The following is a 20258-nucleotide window of genomic DNA, read 5'->3' as shown; positions in this document are numbered from 1 at the left end:
CTTGGGTCTGAGTTATGTGGAAACAGGCAAAAAGAAACGCAAGGATAAAGCCAACGGCAACGCTAACGCGAAGAGCAACCAGCTATAGGCGGCGCGGATTAACCCCAGTGTGATGGCTGGTAAGCAGCTTTAAAATAGCCTTGGTGTTAGCCCCTGCAGCATTTGCGCTTTACGAATCAGCCTTTAGGGATCACCGTGAGGTAAATACACAGGAAGTGACTGATGGCGCCGCCAAGCACAAACAGGTGCCAGATAGCATGGTTAAAGGGAATGCGTTTCACCGCATAAAACACCACGCCGAGGCTGTAAAACAGGCCGCCGGTGAGCAGCAGGGTAAAGCCGGTGTCGGTCATGCCTGCGATCATCTGGTCGAGCACCGCCACACACAGCCAGCCCATGGCAAGGTACAGCACCAGGCTGAATGCTTTAAAGCGATTCAAAAACAAAAGCTTGAATCCAATGCCGCCGAGTGCAAGTAACCAGATGGCACCCAGTACCCAATCGACACCGGCTCCCTCCAGAGTAATGAGTACAAAAGGCGTGTAAGTTCCTGCAATCAAAAGATAAATGGCGCAGTGGTCATAAAGTTTGAATCTACGCTTAAGCGCAGGAGACTTGGCCCAGTGATACGCAGTAGAGCAGGCAAACAGCAGCACCATACTCAGGCCGTAAAGACCAACCCCTAAGGTTTGCAGCAAACTTAAATGGCCGATGCTGTCATACAACATGGCCGCCGTGCCAATCAGCGCCGCCAGCACGCCAATGCCATGGCTTAAGGTATTGGCCAGCTCTTCACGCGCACAATAAGCACCCAGCGGCTGTTGTCTGCCCGCATCGGCAGCTGTGTCGGGGATATTGCCTGAGGTGTGAGTGGGCGCAGTGACCGCTGCGCTGCTGACTTGCATTGACGACATGGTGAACTCTTAAGTGATCGGGTTTGGCTTTAGAGTGGTTAATCTAACATCGGCATTCGGCAAACTCCACAAAAAAGAGTACAAGTGTACGCTTAAATTTTTTTTGATTCTTTATATTTCTGTATTTATTGGATAATAATTTTTTACCCATTCGTTTTTTAAATTTCCAGGCCATTACCCCAAACTCGATAATGACGGTCTGCTGCCGCGTTGTAGCTGTTCCTATGTTGCTTTGATGCTGCTTTTTTGATGAAGGTTTCGGGAACTTAGTCGCCCCTGCGGATTCAAAAAGAGCGTCGCCCTTGCTGATTCAAAAAGAACATTGTCTGCGGGATTAACTGACGCCTTTGACTTAACAGGCTGCTAACTTTAGGGCCTATTGCTGCGTCTACAAAAGCTGCCGGAACCACTGCGGCAGCGCGAGCAGCCGTGCAAATCGCTGTGACACTAATCGCTATGAGATTAAAAGGAAGGATATAGGTTTGCCGGAAAAGGACGACCAAAACCCATCAGCCGTGGGCAAAGAATGGATTGCAGCATCAATGGAACCCCAGCACCGTCCTGCTGGGGCTTGGTTTTTGGCCAGCAATTCGTTTTTTGACGAAGAAGAGCCGGTGAGATTAAAGTCTGATGAAGCAGTCAGTACTATGGTCGGTATTCAGTTGCCGTTGGTGGCTCTAGCCGCGCACCGGGAAGCACACACTGCGACAGACAGCCGCGTTGGGCGCACATTTTTGCTTGGCCACTTGTTGCCGGTGGCCTTAATCCACTTGGCGCTGCTTGCCGGTGCCATCTACTTTATGGCGCCGGCTCTTACGGCGCTGGAAAGTCGAAAATCACCCAAAGCGCTGCAATCCTATCTGGTTTTCAGCGCGCCAAAACAGCCGATTGAACTGCCGCCAGAGGCAAATCCCTCCAAGCCCGCAGCAATCAAACCCGAACCTGAAGCCGAAAAAGTTAAGCCTGAGCAAGGTAACGAGCAAAAAGCGCCCATCGAGCCAGCCTTGGCTGCAGCGCCAAAAGAGCCTGACCCTATAAAAGATGAACCGCTCCCTGCAAAGCCTGCAGTCGAACCGGCTCTGACGGCCCGGCGCGAATCTCTGCCGCCAATAGAGGCTCCAGCACCATCTGAGCAGAGTCAGCTTGATTTCTCAACGCCTGCCAGCCGCTTTATGGCGCGCCAGAATGCCAATGCACTCAATGCCTTGACCGAAAGTTACGCCGAGCAAAAGACGGCCCATATCAATCGCAGCGGCCGCAGTATGTCGGAGCTTCTGCCGGAGATGGAAGTGCTGCTGGTGCCGGATGCCGATGATTTTTACAAACCCAATACCCTGGATTCGAAAATCGACCCCAATCGTATCGTCAAATCCGGCGATACCTGCTATCGGGTGGTCAAGGTACCGACGCCACTAAATCCCCACGCCGAAAATCTTGGATACCCGTTTCGCTGCGGTGAAGACAGGGTGAAAAAGGCGCTGAAGGAGGGCATCAACAAGTACCTTGCGCTGATGGGTAAGCAGGATTTGCGTTGAAATAATTTCAGCTGATAGCCGCACGTTACATATATGGTATTGTTATCCAGTAGAATAATTACTCATGTCTTGATTGGTGTTTTTCGCTGTTTTTCCCAATTTGGCCTCTTGTTTTCGCCTGCGGCTTACGCCTATACTGCCAGCACTTGTCGGAGTGCCTTAGGGCTGAGACCGTTTATTCGGGATCCGTTGAACCTGATCAGGTTAGAACCTGCGAAGGAAACAAGCATCAAATCCACCCCAGTTAATGTCAGCAGTCTAAACCAGAAAATAAGCCGGAAGATAAACCGGAAGCTAAGCCGGAAAACGAGGCGAAAGCCCGCCGAAAGCTGATGACAAAAGTGGCCAGCAACGCAACATCTCAGCTGAAAAACGCGGAGAGTGTGCCAGGCAAACGGGGTGAATGAGACGCCAGACAGCGCTGAAAACACTGTAAAAACTGTCGTCGCCGCTGATTCAACTGCTCAATTTTCTCCCCCGACAAGCAACTCCATTTTGAAACCAAAAGTGAGATTGCTGATGTCAAACCGCCGCGAAACCCGTAAAGCCGCCCAGGACTTTATCGATAACTTAAAGCCGCTGCTGCACCCCAATTCCGAAAAGATTTTTATTGAAGGCTCCCGGCCTGATATCCAGGTGGGCATGCGCCAAATTCATCAAACCGATACGCGCATTGTAAATACCCGCGGCGAAGAAACCTTTGAGGCCAACCCGCCCATCAAGGTGTACGACTGCGCCGGACCTTACTCAGACCCCGATGCCGACATCAATGTGCGCCACGGCCTGCCAAAACTGCGTGAAGGCTGGATATTGGAGCGTTCTGATACCGAAGAGCTTAACAGCGCCTCATCCAATTTTACCCAGCAGCGCCTCGCTGATGAGGGGCTTGATCACCTGCGCTTTGACGTGCTGCCAAAGCCGCGCCGCGCCAAAGCTGGCAAGCGGGTCACCCAGCTGCACTATGCCCGCCAGGGCATTATTACCCCAGAGATGGAATACATCGCTATTCGCGAAAACATGGCCCGCGATGAAGTGACCGACGAGCAGCTAAACCGTAAAAAGCCAGGCGAAGCCTTCGGCGCTCTGGTTGGTAAGCCCATCACGCCGGAGTTTGTCCGGGACGAAGTGGCCCGTGGCCGGGCGATTATCCCCGCCAACATCAACCACCCCGAAGCCGAGCCTATGATCATTGGCCGCAACTTTCTGGTGAAGGTGAATGCCAATATCGGCAACTCGGCGGTGACTTCCTCCATCGAGGAAGAGGTGGAAAAACTGGTGTGGTCCACCCGCTGGGGCGCAGATACCGTGATGGACTTGTCCACCGGCCGTTATATTCACGAAACCCGCGAATGGATTGTGCGCAACTCGCCGGTGCCCATTGGCACAGTGCCCATCTATCAGGCGCTGGAGAAGGTCAACGGCATCGCCGAAGATCTTAACTGGGAAGTGTTCCGCGATACCCTGATTGAGCAGGCCGAGCAGGGGGTGGATTACTTCACCATCCACGCGGGCGTGCTCTTGCGCTACGTGCCCATGACCGCCAAGCGGGTTACCGGCATTGTGTCCCGCGGCGGCTCCATCATGGCCAAGTGGTGCTTAAGCCACCATCAGGAAAACTTCCTCTACACCCATTTCCGTGATATCTGCGAGCTTTGCGCCGCCTATGATGTTTCGCTGTCGCTTGGGGATGGCATGCGCCCGGGCTCCATTGCCGATGCCAATGACGAAGCTCAGTTTGCTGAGCTCGAAACCCTTGGCGAGCTTGTAAAAATCGCCTGGGAATACGATGTGCAGACCATCATCGAAGGCCCCGGGCATATCCCCATGCAGCTCATCAAAGAGAACATGGACAAGCAGCTTGAGCACTGCGCCGAGGCGCCGTTTTATACCCTCGGCCCCCAGACCACCGACATTGCCCCGGGCTACGATCACTTCACCTCGGGCATCGGCGCGGCCATGATTGCCTGGTACGGCTGCGCCATGCTCTGCTACGTAACGCCCAAGGAGCACCTCGGCCTGCCCAACAAGGAAGATGTAAAACAAGGGCTTATTGCCTACAAGATTGCCGCCCACGCCGCCGATGTGGCCAAGGGACATCCCGGCGCGCAAATTCGCGACAACGCGCTTTCCAAGGCACGGTTCGAGTTTCGCTGGGAAGATCAGTACAACCTCGGGCTCGATCCCGATACTGCCCGTGCTTATCACGATGAGACCCTGCCGCAGGAGTCGGCCAAGGTGGCCCACTTTTGCTCCATGTGTGGCCCCAAGTTCTGCTCGATGAAAATCACCCAGGACGTACGCGACTACGCGGCTAGTTTAGAGAACGCAGCCAGCTTAGAGAATGCAGCCAATGAGCAAAAAGCCGGGGTTGGTGTGCAAACGGTAGAAATAGGCGCGGCTGAAAGCTATTCCAAAGCCGAAAGCTATGCCAAGGCGGGTATGGACAAGATGTCGGCCACCTTTAAAGAAACCGGCAGCGCGCTTTACAGCGAGGCCCACGTCGATGCGGCGCGCAAGGCCGAGCAGGAACTGGCATAAATGGGCAAGGCTATGGCTGCAAATCCCTTGGTTGAAAGTGAATTGGCGGCAAGGCCAGTGGTCTGGACCATCGCCGGCTCCGACAGCGGCGGCGGCGCCGGTATTCAGGCCGACTTGCTGACGCTGCATGACCTTGGCTGCCATGGCTGCAGCGTGATAACCGCCATCACGGCGCAAAATTCGGTGGCGGTGACGGCGGTTGAGCCGGTAAGTCCGGCCATGCTTGCGGCTCAGCTCGAGGCATTGAAGGCGGATTTGTACCCGGCTGCGGTCAAAATTGGCCTTATCGCCAATCAGGCGCAGCTTGAGTTTCTTGCGCAGTGGCTTGGCGATAATCTGCCGGGCGTGCCGGTTATACTCGACCCGGTGATGGTGGCCTCCTGCGGCGATGAATTGCAGCATGCGGCATCGCGCGCTCAAGGCGCGGCGACTGTAAGCACGCTCGACTTCAGCGGGCTCGACTTCAGTGCATTTGCTGGCCGGGCAACGCTTATCACGCCGAATGTGACTGAAGTCGCTCGTTTGGTCTCTGGGATAGCTGTGCCTTATGCAGGCGAAAGCATTGGTGAAGAAGCAGAGTCAGACTGCACGCGCTGGCGCCTGGCGGTGCGTGCTGTAGCGAGACACTTCGGCGTAAGCCTGCTTGCCAAAGGTGGCGATGCACGCTGGCAGACGCAGCATGCCAGCGATCTCCTGCTGCTTAGCGATATCGGCAATATTTCAACGCTTTATCGGGGCGGCGAGTTCTACCTTGAAAGCCCCAGAGTCGATACCGCCAATAACCATGGCAGCGGCTGCACCCTTTCCAGTGCCATCGCCGCCTTTATGGCTAAAGGCATGGTGTTGCCCGATGCGGTGATGATGGCAAAAGCCTATGTGTATGAGGGCCTTAAGGCATCATTTCAGCCGGGCAGTGGCCCTGGGCCCTTGGCCCGTACCGGCACGCCGGCAAGCTTGTCTTCACTGCCGAAGGTACGTTGGGTAAAAGAGCCATCGGCAAAACTGACGAAAAGCGCTGACGATATGCCCGCGGGCCCTTTCCCGGCGCTGCCCAGGGATTTGGGTGTCTATCCTGTGGTGAGTGATGTAGCGCTTTTACAAACCCTGCTTGAAGCGGGCGCGAAAACCATTCAGCTCAGAATAAAAACCGACACGCCGGATAGTCCAGATGACGCTGCGCTGGAAGCTGCGATTGTTCGGGCCATCGCCCTTGGCAAGCAGTATCAGGCGCGCCTTTTCATCAACGACCACTGGCAGCTTGCCATCAAACATGGCGCCTTTGGGGTGCACCTGGGGCAGGAAGATGCAGACAGCGCCGCACTTGAGCGCATTGTCGCAGCCGGGCTTGCCCTGGGGCTTTCAAGCCACGGCGTGTTTGAGGCGCGCCTCGCCCTTGAATTGAAGCCAAGTTACCTTGCGCTTGGGCATATTTTCCCGACCACCACCAAGACCATGCCATCGCCGCCCCAGGGGCTGTCGATGCTGACCACCTTAAGCCGCCTGTTTTCTAAGTCACTGCCGACGGTGGCAATTGGTGGCATTGATGGGACAAATCTTACCGATGTGGCCGCCACCGGCGTGGATAATATCGCTGTGGTGCGGGCCGTGACCCAAGCGAGCGAGCCTGCGGCCGCTTACCGCGCCCTCGCGGCAGCATGGGAGGCACGACATGCTCGCTGATAAAGACTTTATCCGTTACTCACGGCAGATTTTGCTGCCGGAGTGCGGCGAGGCAGGGCAGCAAAAGCTGATGCAAAGCCGGGTCGCTGTCATCGGCGTTGGCGGGCTTGGGTGTCAGGTGGCGCAGCTCCTTGCTGCTGCAGGTATTGGCGAGCTTTGGCTGTTTGACCATGACATGGTGGAGCTCTCCAACCTGCCGCGCCAGCTGTTGTTTTCGGAGGCCGACATTGGCCAAAGCAAGGCCCGTGTGGCGGCCGATTTGCTTTCGCGCCGCTACGGCACTGCCGTTCGTGCCCTAGGTAAACTTGATGATGCCAGCATCAACTTACTCGATGATATTCATTGGGTTGTCGATTGCAGTGACAATTTTGCGACCCGGCATCTTTTGGCCTCTTTTTGCTATACACAGCAGAAAACCCTGGTGAGTGGCGCCATAGCTGCCTTTGAGGGATTGCTGTTTTTGCAGGCCGCGAGCGGCGCATCGTCTGTCAAATCAGGCTGCTATCACTGTTTGTTTCCCAAGGATACCGAGTCGGCGAAGCGCTGCGCCTCCCAGGGTGTGCTTGGCAGCGCGGTTGCCGCCATCGCCGCCTTGCAGGCGCAGATGATCCAGCAACTTATTTTGGATATGCCGCTGCCGTCAGGACGATTGCAGCGCTTTGATTTCAGGCATTTTCGCTGGCATGAAGCCCGGGTGCCTGCCGATCCGCACTGCGCTGTTTGCGCCACGCGCGGGGAGACAGACCCATGTTGAATATTCAGTTAAATGGTGAGGCGCGCCAGGTTGATTCGGCGCAGGATTTGGCAAGCCTGGTTCAGGCGCAGGGCGTTAAACAAACCCAGGTGGCGCTGGTGCTAAACGGTGAACTGGTGCCGCGCCATCGCTGGCCACATATCCATATACAAGATAATGACAACCTTGAACTTTTTTCCGCAGTGGCAGGAGGCTGACATGCTGAAGATTGCAGATACCGACTTTAGCTCGCGCCTTTTTACCGGTACCGGCAAATTTGCATCCGGGCGCGTGATGCAGGACGCGATTGCCGCCAGCGGCAGTGAACTTGTCACACTCGCCATGAAGCGGGTCGACTTTAAAGCGGGCAGCGACGATATCCTGGCGCCGCTGCTTTCGCGTGGGGTGCGCCTTTTACCCAACACCTCGGGGGCGCGCACCGCCAAAGAAGCGATATTCGCCGCCGAACTCTCCCGGGAAATGCTTGGCACCGAGTGGCTTAAACTGGAAATTCATCCGGATCCCAAGTACTTGATGCCGTGCCCGATTGAGACATTTCTTGCCGCAAAAGAGCTGGTGAGCCAGGGCTTTAAGGTGCTGCCCTATGTGCATGCCGACCCTGTGCTGTGCCGCCGCCTTGAAGAGATTGGCTGCGCAGCAGTCATGCCCCTTGGCAGCCCCATAGGCTCCAATCAGGGGTTGGTTAGCCGTGAGTTTTTGAAAATTATCATCGAGCAGGCCGGTATTCCCGTGGTGGTGGACGCGGGTATTGGCGCGCCGTCCCACGCCTGTGAGGCGATGGAGCTTGGCGCCGATGCTGTGCTTGTAAATACCGCGATTGCATCAAGCGCCGATCCGGTGCGGATGGCAAAAGCCTTTGCCAAAGCAGTGGAAATTGGCCGCGAAGCTTATCTTGCCGGCCTTGGTGCCACCAGTCACCATGCGGTGGAAACGAGCCCACTGACCGGCTTTCTTGGAACGCATCCATGATGGCAATCCAATCGCAACATCAGGCGTCCTTGGGTAACGAAAAAGACAAGCTGATTGGCAAGCTTTCGGGCGACGTGACGGGCAATTTTACGGGCAAGGCCACGGGCACTGGCACTGGCAGCGTTAAAGGCAACTTCTCTGAGGTGTTTGCAGCGCTTGACATTGACCGCTGGCGGCTTGGGCTCTACTCGGCCACTGCTGCCGATGTAGAGCGGGCACTCAGGGCGCCGGCCGGTCGGCTCGACGCGCTGATGGCGCTGCTGTCACCCGCTGCTGAGCCGTATCTTGAGCAGATGGCACAACAAAGCGTGCGCCTTACCCGCAAGCGCTTTGGTGCCAATATCGGCATGTATCTGCCACTTTATTTATCGAACCTGTGCGCCAATGAATGTGACTACTGTGGTTTTTCCATGGTCAATAAAATCAAGCGCAAAACCCTGAATGACGCCGAAATCGGCCGTGAAATCGCGCTTATTCAGGCCATGGGCTATGACTCAGTGCTGTTGGTGTCGGGGGAGCATGAAACCAAGGTGGGGATGGACTATTTTCGCCGGGTGCTGCCCCAGGTGAAATCGGCGTTTTCGTACCTTGCGATGGAAGTTCAGCCCTTGTCAGAGGCGGACTATGCCGAGCTTGTCTCCCTCGGGCTAGATGCGGTGATGGTGTATCAGGAAACCTATCAGCGGCGCACTTACAGCGAACACCACACCCGCGGCAAAAAGACCGACTTTATCTGGCGTCTTGATACCCCCGACCGGCTCGCCCGGGCCGGCGTGGATAAAATTGGCCTTGGGGTGCTGCTGGGTCTTGATGACTGGCGCCTCGATGCGCTGATTATGGGGCATCACCTGCAGTACCTCGAAAACCGTTACTGGCGCAGCCGTTACAGTATTTCGCTGCCGCGGCTTCGGCCCTGCACCGGCGGAGTTGCACCCAAGACCGAAATCAGTGACCGGGGGCTGGTACAAATGATTTGTGCCTTTCGTCTGTTCAGCGAGAGTCTGGACATCAGTCTCTCAACCCGCGAGCGGCCGGATTTTCGCGATAATCTGTTTGCACTTGGGATCACCCAAACCAGCGCCGGCAGCGCCACATCGCCGGGCGGTTACTCAGAGCCGGACACCCATCTCGATCAATTTGAGATAAGCGATGAGCGCAGCGCGGCGACCATTGCGTCAGTGCTTAAGTCCAGGGGCCTCAATCCGGTATGGAAAGACTGGGAGAGCGGCTGGCATGGCGAGTGCGCCTGACGTTTGGGCAGTGCGTTGTCGCCGGGGTGATGGGCACTATTTATTATGGCAGGTTAAGTGCGGCTCAGTGTACTGTTGCAAGTAATGGCTTAATCAGTAACTTTCGCAATAGTTTAAGCAACAACTGATACAGCAATTTGAACCATGACGCAGGCGCCGAATTTACTGGCTTTTACGGGTGTTTTGGCCAATAATTGACCTGTTGACCACAGGCTTTTTAAAGGAGGGAGTTATGCAAATTCCACCTGCGTCCGTTTCAGGCGTGAATGGCTTTAACAGTGCCCAATCCGGCTTGACCCAGGCGACCATAGACGTGGCCCGCGCCCCTGCCGCCAATCAGGTGCAACAGGGCAGTGACACGGCAGCCCTTAAGTCTGAGGCGCCGGATACCGCAGATGCGCTGGTCAAAGCCACCGAGTCGGTTCGTCAGGCTGAGGCCTCTACCGAGGTGATTAAGGCAGCCGATGAAACGGTTGGCACCATCATCGACATTAAAGTGTAATCACCATGGCTTTAACGACGCTGTCTGTTCAAGCGGCGTCAGTTGCTCCGCCCGTCAGTCGTCAGTACGGGCGAGGTGAGGGCGCCAATAACCTTAACGGTGAAGCCGCTGTGGCTTCATCTTCAGCAAGTTCTGTGCAGGCACAAGCTGCATCTTCATCCACGCCTGCATCTGCATCAACGGCTGCATCGCCTGCTTTAATCAATTCACCCTCAAACTCGCTATCAGCGCCGAGCTTATCAGCGCCGAGCTCGGCGGCTTCCCCGGCGCTTGCCGCCACATCCCAAACAGCCTCAGTGTTTGGAGCTTCGCATACTAAGGGCATTGAGATTGCAGCGCTGGCGTTTGAATCCTCAGCCGCGACTCAGACGAGCGTGGCACCATTACCATCGGCAAAACCGGTAACGTCACAGGCCAGCCTGCAGGCAAGGAGCAGCGCTGGGTTGCCGTCCGGATTTAATCTGTTAACCGGAGCGCAAACAATCTCGGCTATGCCGTCCGTTATGCCGTCTGCTCTGCCGTCCGGAATGAGTGCTCAATCCAGCGCCTTTTCGGCTTCGTCTGCGACCGGCGGGGAGCTTGCTATTAGCCTTGGCGGCAGCAAGGCAGGCCCGATTTTGACCCCGGCGATGTCGACAAATGCAGCACCGACCGCTTCGGGATTAACGCCGTCAGCGCCAATCAATACAAGCGCAGCAGCGCCCTTAGTTGGCGCTGAGCCCAGTGCGTCGTCTGCACTTTTTGCTAATGGCAGTGGACCTGCTTTGGATAGTGGATCACCTCTTAGTCGTGGACTTGCGCTTGGAAATGGACTTGGGCGCGAACCGCTCGCTGGCAGCGGCAGCAGAGTGCCATCAGCAGTCACCCAACCCATGCTAGGTGAAACCACCTCACCGTCAGCAGGAAATCCGGCGTTAACTCAAGAAGAGCAGGGAATACAGGCGTTTTCTGGCCAGCCGCAGGCTAAACAAGTGCAGGCCGGACAAGTGCAGGCTGAGCAAGCGCAAGCAGAGCAGGACAGAGCGCAGCAACGTCAAGCAACTGAACGCCAGTCACAGGCCGAGGAGACCCGGCAGGCAGAGGCCAGGGAGCAAGCGGCTGAAAAAGATGCTAAACGGCGAGAAGTGCTGGCGCAGGTGTTTGGCGGAAACGATGCCAAGAATGCAGCCACTGGCACTTCTGTTAACAGCGATAAACGAACTGACAGACAAGCGGCCGCGGCAGCAGACCAACAAAAAGCGCAGCAAGCCCAGCAGCAAAGAGAGCAGCAACGAGAGCAGGCACAGCAACAGGCTGCGGGTAAGCGAGAGGCGCAGGCCGCCATGAAAATTGCCGCTGAAGTCGAGCGTCTCGAAACCCGGCAAAAAGAAGTGCATGCCCACGAGCGGGCCCACGCCGCCGTGGGTGGGCAATATGCCCGCGCGCCCAATTTTGAATATGAAATGGGGCCGGATGGCAAGCGTTACGCCACCGGCGGTGAGGTATCCATTGATATCGCCCCTGTCCATGGCAATCCCAGGGCGACAATCAATAAGATGCAGCAGGTCTATGCCGCTGCCATGGCGCCGGTTAATCCCTCCCAGGCCGATTTGATGATAGCTGCCGAAGCCCAGCAGAAAATCAACGCCGCCAAAGAGGCGTTGACAAAGACACGCCAGGAAGCCATGCCAGAGCCGCAAGAGCTCGCGCCGCTGCTTAATGCAGGCAACGCCATTGATGAGATCCCGCCGTTTGAGCCTGTCACCCCTAGCATAGGCGGACGACTTGATGGCGCTGGTGTTGATAGTCCAGGCGATAACACGGCGCGGGAAGGCAACGCTGCGCTGGTAAAAGATGTGGTCGATAACGCGCCGGTGCGTGATATAGCCGAGCGCCTTACTGCATCCCTTGCCCAAACATTGACCCTGAGCGGCGATGGGTCTGATAGCGCTGCTTCTGATGACTCTGGTTCGGAGGAGAATGGAGCAACTGAGCGCAGCGCTTCTGAGGATAGCGCGAGTGATACTGGAGAAAACCTGTCGCAGGGACTTTCACAAAACAGCGATGCCAGCGACACCACGGCTTCATCCGATCCAACTTCCGCGAAGAAAGCCGTGGATATCAGCCTGTTTGGCCCGCCTCGGGCGATTTTGGCTTATCAAAGCAATTACTTGAGCAATGACCAGGGCGAACAATCGTCCAGCGCCGCCAGCACAGAAGCGCAGGATAATGATGACCCATCTGCCAAGCGGCAAGGCTATTTAGCCGCTGGTCTGTCACTTAGCGTGTGAAATGCCGTGCTCAGCCAGAATCAGCTGCTCAAGATGCTTTGACGCCGGCCCTTGCTCATCTCGATTGGGAACAATTAAATTGATTGGAATGCGGCGATACTCACTGCCGGTGATATAGAGTCGCGTCAGCTTACCTGCATCAAGTTCGCTGGAAACCAGCTCCTGCGGCAGCCAGCAAAACCCGCTGCCGGTTGCCAAAATCGCTTTTGCCTCGTGAAAGTTATTCACAGTCCAGCGCTGCTCCGCTTTAAGCCAGCCCATGTCCTGATTGGTTTTGGTACCTGTATCCCGAATCACGATTTGCAGATGCCGCGCCAGTGACTTGTCATCCAATTCCCTGGGGTTAAGCGCAAGTTCGTGGGATGGGTGACACACGGCCACCAAATCGACGGTGCACAGGGGCTGCGCCAAATGGCCCTTGGGCGGGTTTCCGCCGCATAGTGCCAAATCCACCTTTTGGGATTCAATCAGCTCGTGGGTGCCGGTCAGTACCGAGTCTATCACCGATATGCGGGTGCCACGGCAATTGGGCAAAAAGGCATTGATCGCGGCAATCAGTTTATCCATCGGATAAATGATTTCCCGCGCTATGGTGAGGCTTGGCTCCCAGCCGCGTTCAAGGTTGGCGGCCAGTTGCTCAAGTTCGGCAACCGATTGGGTAATGTAGCGACTGCGCCGCAGCAGTACTTCACCCTGGTCGGTAAGGTACGCCTTGCGGCCGCGAATGGTTAACAGCTCAACCCCGAGCTGATGCTGCAGCTTGGCGACGGCATGGTTCAGCGACGACTGACTTTTGTTAAGTGCCGCAGCTGCCTGAGCATAGCCGCCATGATCTACCACGGCCTGCAGTATGCGCCACTGCTCCAGGGTCGATTTTGCTCTGTTCATCATCCAATTTCCGTTTAGTGCCGCGATGCAGCTTAAATTCCCAGAGAGTATATCGAAAGGTATGCCTTAAAACAGCGGCTGAATGTTCGATTTTTTGGGCTGAAAAACCGGCGTTCTGTGCCATACACGAGGCTTGGCTGGTCGGGGCTTAATGACGAAATCAGCGATATTTCAGCGATATATCCATAAAGGAGTGAGGCTTGATATCTATTATGGTTTGGTATCAAAGGCTCGATATTAAAGGCCTGGATTTGATGCGAGCAGGCTAATCAACTGCTCCGGCGATGCTTCCTGCCCGAGCAGCAAGGCAAGCTGCGACTTGGCATCAAGGCGGTCCGGGTTTTCAAGTAACAGGGTGAAGGTTGTCGCATCATCAAGCGCAGGCTTATCAATAAGGTAGTCGGCAAGCTTTTCGGCAAGCAGATGGCGATACAGCAAGGGGCCTTCCTGCAGCGGCGCGTTCACGCTTTGATACTGAGCGTCAGTGTCATGCCAGTGGCCGTCAAAATAGTCGCCAAAATGGCTGCCTGCCTCGGGCGTTACCTTAAAAAATCCAAGCGCGAGTGAGGCGCGATAATAAGCCTGGCTTGCAGAGTAGTGGTTTGCGATGCGCTCCCGCGGGGTAAGGGGCGGCAGCTGTGGTGCGAGCGACTTTTCAAGCCTCGCGCCAAGCCAGCTTTCCGGTAAGGAGTCAAGGTCGCTGTCCAGCGGCTTACGCGCCAGCAAATAATGGCGGCGGGTGTCGCCAAGCAGCGCGATTGCACTTGCGACAGCATTGATGGCTTTGGCGGCGTCACTGCGGCCGCGAAGCGTGGCGGGCAAAATAAGTGAAAGCTGGGCAAACTGATGGGTAAATACGGCGCGCCGGGAAAGTGAAAGCCCGGGCTCGCCTTCAAACGCGATCATCAGCTCGCCAAGGAGCCGGCCACTGCGCCAAAGCCGTAAGTGATTGTCCGATAAGCGGTCAACATGGATGCCAAAGACGCTGAGCTCCTCCAAAACCTGTTCGAAAAGCACTTTGGATGATAACTCGCCGCGCGCGCCGTCGGCTGCTTTAAGCATCGCGGCAATGTTCCATGGCGCCGGAGATGTGGCTGGTTTAGTTAGCGCCAGGAAGAGCTCGGCGTTGGCAATCGTGCCCAGGTACGCATTTGCGAGCTGATAATCGCTGAAGCTTGCAAACCCCAGCCGATTGGCTTGCTCCGTGCGTATGCGGTGCACCGCGCCAAGCGCAGCGTCTGCGGTTTCTTTATCCCGCTGCTGGAATGCTTTCCATACCTTTTCGCGGCATGCCGTATCGGTTTGGCGGCTTAAATAGGTCGCCACCTGCTGGGCTATCGGTATTTGGATTTCGCTGCTATCTGTCGCTTTTGAACTATCTGCCGCTTTTGAGCTGTCAGCCGCGTCCGGATTGTTTAAGGGAACATCGTTAAGGGTGCATTCAGGGCCGGTTTTAAGCTGAAATCCGCCGCGTTTACGGCCGGTGAAAAAGGCGGCTTCGGCGCTGTGAAGCCGTGCCTTTGCTTCCTGCGGTAACTGCTCGGTTATCAGACTGCCAAGCACGGCGCCAAGTTGGTGAAGCTCCCGATTTTGAGCATTGAGCGCTGGGGCCGACTCTCCCATGGCGCCGGAAAGGCGATTCAGCCCTGTGTCTTCTACGCTTACGCCGGCAAACCTTAACTTTGCCGACAGCGCCCGCAGCGCTGGCCGCGCGCTGATGCGATTGACCTCATCGGCAAGGCGAATTTGGCAGTTAAGCAACAGCTCCCGTGCTTCGGGGGCAAGCGGCTGGTGCAGATAAACGCCAAGCTGATCGCTCAGGTTATTTATCCCCAGGGTCAACTGCTCAAAGCGCAGCGCAAGCTCTGCTGGCGGGGTGCTGTCGATGATGCTTTGGCTCATGCCTTCGGCAAATGCCGCATCGAAGCTTAAGGTTTCGCACTGTTTGGCAAGTAGCACGATGGGATTAGCAAAGGCGGGCGCAGGAAAGACGATGGCGGCCAAGATGCCGCCCAGGGTCAGACTTAAACAACAGCGTATTGTCAGCTTTGAGGTACGCCGCTTGGCCATATGCAACATCCTGATCCAGTATCCTTTTATGCCAGAGCGGCGCATATTAACGGTCTTTCCCTATTCCACATTAACCGTTAGCTTTTAGCCTCGAGGCTTTACCGTTAATTACGGCTAGCCGCCAGCTGTCAGTCTTCAGTGGTTTGGACGCGGTTTTTCACCGCAATAAAGGTTGCCCGTTTGGGGGCGGGGTAGCCTTCAACTGTCAGGCTGATGTCATTGGGGTCAAGATAGTCCACCAGTGACTCGTTTTGCATCCATTCGGTGCGCCGCTGCTCAGCAAGGGAGGTAACATCCACATTCACGCAGCGAACGTCGGTGAACTCGCACTTTTCGAGCCACAGTTTAAGCGCCGCAATCGATGGCAAATACCAGACATTGTTCATTTTGCCGTAGCGGTCACGGGGTACCAGCACAGTGTTTTCGTCGCCATCAACCACCAGGGTTTCAAGAATGAGCTCGCCGCCCATTCGCAGCTGGTCACGAAGCTGCAGCAGATGATCGATGGGTGAGCGGCGATGATACAGCACGCCCATGGAAAACACGGTATCAAAAGCATCGAGCGGCGGCAGCTCTTCAATGCCAAGGGGCAACAGATGCACCGGCGCCTCAACATCAATCAGGCGCTTGATGGCTTCAAACTGGCATAAAAACAGCGCCGACGGGTCGATACCCACCACCCGTTTTGCGCCTTCGCCGTACATGCGCCACATGTGATAACCACTGCCGCAGCCCACGTCCAGCACGGTGCGGTTGGCAAGCGGGCTGATGTGCGGTGACACCCGATCCCACTTCCAGTCACTGCGCCATTCGGTATCGATATGAATACCGTGCACATGAAATGGCCCTTTTCGCCAGGGGCTTAAGATTTTGAGCAGATTCTCAAGCTTGTCGCGCTCGCCGCTGCCAAGCTGCTCGCCTGAGCCTATGGTGACACTGTGGAGCAAATCCAGGTTATCCGGCGCTGGATAGTTAAGCTTGGCAAGCACCTTTTCCCACTTGGGCAGGTTGCCGTGTTTGTGGCTGCGTTGCCACTGGCCAAGAATTGCCGGCAGCGACTCGAGCCAGTGGTTTAGGTTGGAATCGGCAATTTGGCGATAAAACTGGGAAAAACTGATCACTTGATGGCCACCATGGAGACAAAGTTAAAGCACTGGAACCACAAATCGTGGGCGGCAAACCCGGCGCTGCTGAGGCGCTCACGGTGCTGCGCCAGGGTATCGGGAATGAGCACGTTTTCAATCGCACTGCGCTTTTGGCTGATTTCAAGTTCACTGTAACCGTTGGCGCGTTTGAAATCCAAATGCAGTTCATCGAGCAGGGTCTGAATTTCACCTGAATCGAACTTAAGCTTTTCGGACAGCACCAGCATGCCGCCCGGATTCAGGCCTGCGTAAATTTTGCGGATAAGCGCATCGCGATCGGCCGGTGGCAAAAACTGCAGGGTAAAGTTAAGCACCACCAGCGAGGCGTTTTCAAAGGTTACGTCGCGGATATCCTTGAGCATCAGCTCCACCCGGGTGTCGCTGACATAGGCTGCGAGATTTTCGCGGCAGCGCTCGAGCATAGGCTCGCTGTTGTCCACCGCGATGATGCGGCACTGCCGACCTTCAATCCGGCGCCGGATTGACAGGGTCGCGGCGCCAAGGGAGCAGCCAAGGTCATAAACAGTTGAGCCCGGCGTCACGGCGCGATCTGCAAAATCGCCCAGAGTGGCGATAATTTGGCCATAGCCCGGCACGGAGCGGCGGATCATATCGCCAAACACACCGGCAACGCGGCTGTCGAATTGAAAGTTGCCCTGATGCTCACCCGGCTGGGCGAACAGGGTATCCTGTGAGTTGGTCATGAAAAATGGGTTCCCGCAATACAGCCTTATATTTTAACGAACTGCATTTCTGAGCAGCAAGGGCAGGCTGGCTATTTCGGCCAAATTTATGTCTAATATCGAGCTTAATAACAATCTGTTTACCCCTATTTCGCGCTGCGGGTGTCAATTGAAGTTTATCCAGTCACTGCTGTTATCGCTTTTTCTGCTGTTTTCTTCGGTGGTTTTTGCCGCTGACAAGTCCATTACCCTGGTGATGGGGGAGGACAGCTATCCTTTTCAGTTTATCGATGACGAAGGCACGCCCCAGGGGCTGTTGGTTGAGCTTTGGAAAGAGTGGGCCAGGGTCAATCGCCGCGAAGTGGTGTTTGTAGCGCGGGTCTGGCAGGACTCACTGGATCAATTGGCCGATGGCCGCGCCGATGTGCATATCGGCATGGCGGCAAACCCAAGCCGTGAAACCCAGTTTGAGCTGGCGGCGCCGATTTCTGTGGTCACCACCTATGTGTATCTGCATAAAGATTTAAGCGACAGAACCCGCCTTGAGCAGCTGAAACCCTTTCAGGTTGGTGTGGTCAGCGGCTCTATGTTTGAGCACGAGCTCAGCATGCGGGTGCCGGGCCTGACGTTTAAACGCTATCCGACCCGCGAAAGCTTGCTCGATGCCGCCCAGCGCGGTGAGCTGGTTGCCTTTGCCGGTATGGAAGGCTACATGCGCGATCAGCGTCTGCAGCAGCAATTATCGGCGGTATTCCCGACCCACAATCGCATTTTGGTGCGCCAGACCGAATTACACCCCGCGCTCAGTAAGGGCAATGTGGCGCTGAGGCGCGAAATCGATGAAGGCTTTGCCAACGTTTCCGCCGATGTTATCCGCAAAATTGAGCGCCGCTGGCTTGGTTATCAGCGTGAGCAAAGTGGCCTTGCCATCGCCATGCAACTGGGGGTTGAGCCCTACGTGGATATCGGCGTGGATGGCTTGCCCCATGGCATGTACGTCGATATCTGGCGCTTGTGGTCACAAAAAACCGGCATTCCGATAAATTTCATCCCGGGCGATATGAATGGCAGTCTTGAGGATGTGCGCTCGGGCAAGGCCGATGTGCATATCGGCTATCCGGAGAGTGATGATATCAACACCGGCCTGCACCGCGCCTGGCATATGTATACCGTCAAAAGCCGCCTGTTCATACACGGCGAGCAGCGCACGGATGCCGCTTCACTTAAAGGCAAGCGTATAGGGATTTTCCCGACCGCGCCCTATCTTGCCAAGGTTAAGGCGGCGCTGCCGGATACGCAGTTGCGCTTCTACTCCGGTATGGAAGAGATGCTGCAGGCGGTGCAAAAGGGCGATATTGTCGGCTTTGTGGCCTCGGCGGCCTGGACTCAGCACTATTTATTGCTCAACAAGAGCTGGGCCGAATTTACCCAGGTGCCTGAGTACGAGTACGAAACCGACATTTTCTCGCTGATCCGCAACGGCGATGAGGGCCTTGCGAGTCGCATTGCGTCGGGATTCAACATGATTTCCCCCCGCGAGCTTGCCGAAATCGAGCAAAAATGGATCCTCAACAGCCGCGACCATGTGTTTGTGAATGTTGAAAAGCAGCTTGAGCTGTCTGCCACCGAGCGCGACTACCTGAAGGGTCTTGGCACCCTAAAGCTTGGCTACCTTGAAAACTGGGCGCCGATGGAGTTTCGCGACCCATCGGGCAAGTTTTCCGGCGTTAATGCCGATGTGGCGGCCATGATGGAGCAGCTCCTTGGGATAAGCATTGAGCCTGTACCTTTTAAAGAGTGGAGCGACCTTATCGCAGCGCTTAAAAACGGTAAAATCGACCTTGCCGGCAGCGTCGCCAAAACCCCGGAGCGGGAAGGGCAAATCCACTATTCAGAGCCCTATTGGCCATCGTCATGGGCGCTGCTTAGCCCTATAGGTGAAGTATCTGCCTTTAACCTTGAGCAGATTGAAGGGCGGCGCCTTGCGGTCACTGAAGGCTATCAGATGATAAGCAAGCTTATGGCCGAGCACCCCGGCATTAAACTGGTGCTGGTGCCCGACAGTGTCACCGGCATTGAAGCTGTGGCCCGCGGCAAGGCCGATTTTTATGTGGATAAAGTGGTGGTGCTCGCCAGTCAGCTTAAAAGCGGGCAGTACCAGCAGTTCAAGCTGTCGCTTTTGACGGATTTTGCTGAGCAGTACAGCCACTTTGGCGTGAGTCTGCGCCACGGTAATTTTTTGCCGCTCCTGAATAAAGTCATCGCCAGGCTCGATAAAACCAAGGTGCAGGAAATTCATTCCCGCTGGATGAACTTTGAGCTTGATACCGGCGCGGCCCGTTATAAAAACTACTTACGCACCGGCGTGATTGCACTGGCGTTACTGCTGATTACCACCCTTATCGTAATGGTCATCAATCGGCGTCTTAAGGCCGAAATTGCCGCCCGCGAAAAGGCCGAGGCCCGCATCGCCCATCTGGCAAGTCACGATCCGCTGACACAGCTGCCAAACCGGATGCTGCTGGATGACAGGCTCAATCAGTCGGTGCTGCTGCACCTGCGCGAGCAGGCCAAGTTTGCACTGCTGTTTGTGGATTTGGACGGCTTTAAGGCGGTAAACGACAGATTCGGCCATGCGGTGGGCGACCGCTTATTGGTGGATGTGGCAGCTATTCTTGAAAATTCGCTGCGTAAATCCGATACCGTCGCCCGCTTTGGTGGCGATGAGTTTGTGATTGTGCTCAATAAAATCGTTGACCTTGACAGCGTGTGTCAGGTGGCTGAAAACCTGATTTCGCGGCTGTCGCAGCCGATGGACGTTGGCGCTGACACAGTCAGGATCTCCGCCAGTATCGGCGTTGCCATTTTTCCGTCTGATGGCGATAACCCCATTGCCTTGCTGCAAAAAGCCGATCGTATGATGTACCTTGCCAAGGACGCCGGCGGCCACGGCTACCGAAGCAGCTGATGTGTGGGCAAATTTTGGTCATTTGCGGTGAAATGACCCGCTTGCCCTCTGGTCTTTGGCAAAATCTTGCTGGATACTTCACCGACCAAAAG

General features: G+C 55.8%; 15 protein-coding genes and 1 riboswitch. Of the genes, 10 read left to right on the top strand and 5 right to left on the bottom strand.

All coding sequences use genetic code 11. From position 1 onward, the window contains the following. Positions 1-176: 176 nt before the first annotated feature. Positions 177-914: a PAQR family membrane homeostasis protein TrhA gene (gene trhA / locus KJI95_RS15920; RefSeq protein ID WP_214508177.1), complete on the bottom strand. Its 738-nt coding sequence runs from the start codon at positions 912-914 to the stop codon at positions 177-179. A gap of 614 nt (positions 915-1528) precedes the next feature. On the opposite strand from trhA, the gene KJI95_RS15915 reads away from it, so the two are divergent. The 9 genes from KJI95_RS15915 to KJI95_RS15875 all read left to right on the top strand — a co-directional run bounded on the left by KJI95_RS15915 (position 1529) and on the right by KJI95_RS15875 (position 12412). Further along, positions 1529-2449, top strand: a complete 921-nt coding sequence (locus KJI95_RS15915; RefSeq protein ID WP_214508176.1) for a hypothetical protein — start codon at positions 1529-1531, stop codon at positions 2447-2449. Between the two features lie 140 nt (positions 2450-2589). Next, positions 2590-2688: riboswitch (TPP riboswitch) on the top strand. A gap of 280 nt (positions 2689-2968) precedes the next feature. Further along, positions 2969-4987, top strand: a complete 2019-nt coding sequence (gene thiC, locus KJI95_RS15910; protein WP_214508175.1) for a phosphomethylpyrimidine synthase ThiC — start codon at positions 2969-2971, stop codon at positions 4985-4987. 12 nt (positions 4988-4999) lie between these two features. Beyond that, positions 5000-6667: a thiamine phosphate synthase gene (gene thiE / locus KJI95_RS15905; protein WP_214508174.1), complete on the top strand. Its 1668-nt coding sequence runs from the start codon at positions 5000-5002 to the stop codon at positions 6665-6667. Beyond that, positions 6657-7421, top strand: coding sequence for a HesA/MoeB/ThiF family protein (locus KJI95_RS15900; RefSeq protein WP_214508173.1), 765 nt, complete (start codon positions 6657-6659; stop codon positions 7419-7421). The genes thiE and KJI95_RS15900 overlap by 11 nt, the downstream gene beginning before the upstream one ends. Further along, a complete protein-coding gene (thiS, locus tag KJI95_RS15895; RefSeq protein ID WP_214508172.1) occupies positions 7415-7618 on the top strand; it encodes a sulfur carrier protein ThiS in 204 nt (67 codons plus the stop codon). The genes KJI95_RS15900 and thiS overlap by 7 nt, the downstream gene beginning before the upstream one ends. A gap of 1 nt (position 7619) precedes the next feature. Beyond that, entirely contained in the window at positions 7620-8390 is a 771-nt protein-coding gene (locus KJI95_RS15890; RefSeq protein ID WP_214508171.1) for a thiazole synthase, read from the top strand. Further along, positions 8387-9640 (top strand): 2-iminoacetate synthase ThiH, encoded by a 1254-nt coding sequence (thiH, locus tag KJI95_RS15885; RefSeq protein WP_250885884.1) that lies wholly within the window; start codon positions 8387-8389, stop codon positions 9638-9640. Before KJI95_RS15890 ends, thiH begins: the two co-directional genes overlap by 4 nt. A gap of 232 nt (positions 9641-9872) precedes the next feature. Beyond that, entirely contained in the window at positions 9873-10142 is a 270-nt protein-coding gene (locus KJI95_RS15880; RefSeq protein WP_214508170.1) for a chemotaxis protein, read from the top strand. An 872-nt stretch (positions 10143-11014) separates the two neighbouring features. Next, the gene (locus KJI95_RS15875; protein ID WP_214508169.1) at positions 11015-12412 is read left to right on the top strand and encodes a putative metalloprotease CJM1_0395 family protein; all 1398 of its coding nucleotides are present in this window, start codon (positions 11015-11017) and stop codon (positions 12410-12412) included. Here the strand turns inward: KJI95_RS15875 and KJI95_RS15870 are convergent. From KJI95_RS15870 to cmoA, 4 genes are all read right to left on the bottom strand, one after another. Further along, entirely contained in the window at positions 12398-13300 is a 903-nt protein-coding gene (locus tag KJI95_RS15870) for a LysR family transcriptional regulator (RefSeq protein WP_214508258.1), read from the bottom strand. The genes KJI95_RS15875 and KJI95_RS15870 overlap by 15 nt on opposite strands. Before the next feature lie 237 nt (positions 13301-13537). Further along, positions 13538-15304, bottom strand: a complete 1767-nt coding sequence (locus KJI95_RS15865; protein ID WP_214508168.1) for a hypothetical protein — start codon at positions 15302-15304, stop codon at positions 13538-13540. A gap of 194 nt (positions 15305-15498) precedes the next feature. Then, a complete protein-coding gene (cmoB, locus tag KJI95_RS15860) occupies positions 15499-16491 on the bottom strand; it encodes a tRNA 5-methoxyuridine(34)/uridine 5-oxyacetic acid(34) synthase CmoB (protein ID WP_214508167.1) in 993 nt (330 codons plus the stop codon). Beyond that, complete coding sequence (gene cmoA, locus KJI95_RS15855; protein ID WP_214508166.1) at positions 16488-17219, bottom strand: carboxy-S-adenosyl-L-methionine synthase CmoA; 732 nt, start codon at positions 17217-17219, stop codon at positions 16488-16490. Before cmoA ends, cmoB begins: the two co-directional genes overlap by 4 nt. A 148-nt stretch (positions 17220-17367) precedes the next feature. On the opposite strand from cmoA, the gene KJI95_RS15850 reads away from it, so the two are divergent. Beyond that, a complete protein-coding gene (locus KJI95_RS15850) occupies positions 17368-20166 on the top strand; it encodes a transporter substrate-binding domain-containing protein (protein WP_250885883.1) in 2799 nt (932 codons plus the stop codon). Positions 20167-20258 lie beyond the last annotated feature (92 nt).

The organism is Shewanella jiangmenensis (assembly GCF_018596335.1).
Taxonomy (GTDB): Bacteria; Pseudomonadota; Gammaproteobacteria; order Enterobacterales; family Shewanellaceae; genus Shewanella; species Shewanella jiangmenensis.
The sequence above is the reverse complement of the archived record's forward strand: the minus strand, read 5'-3'. Positions and strand labels throughout refer to the sequence as shown.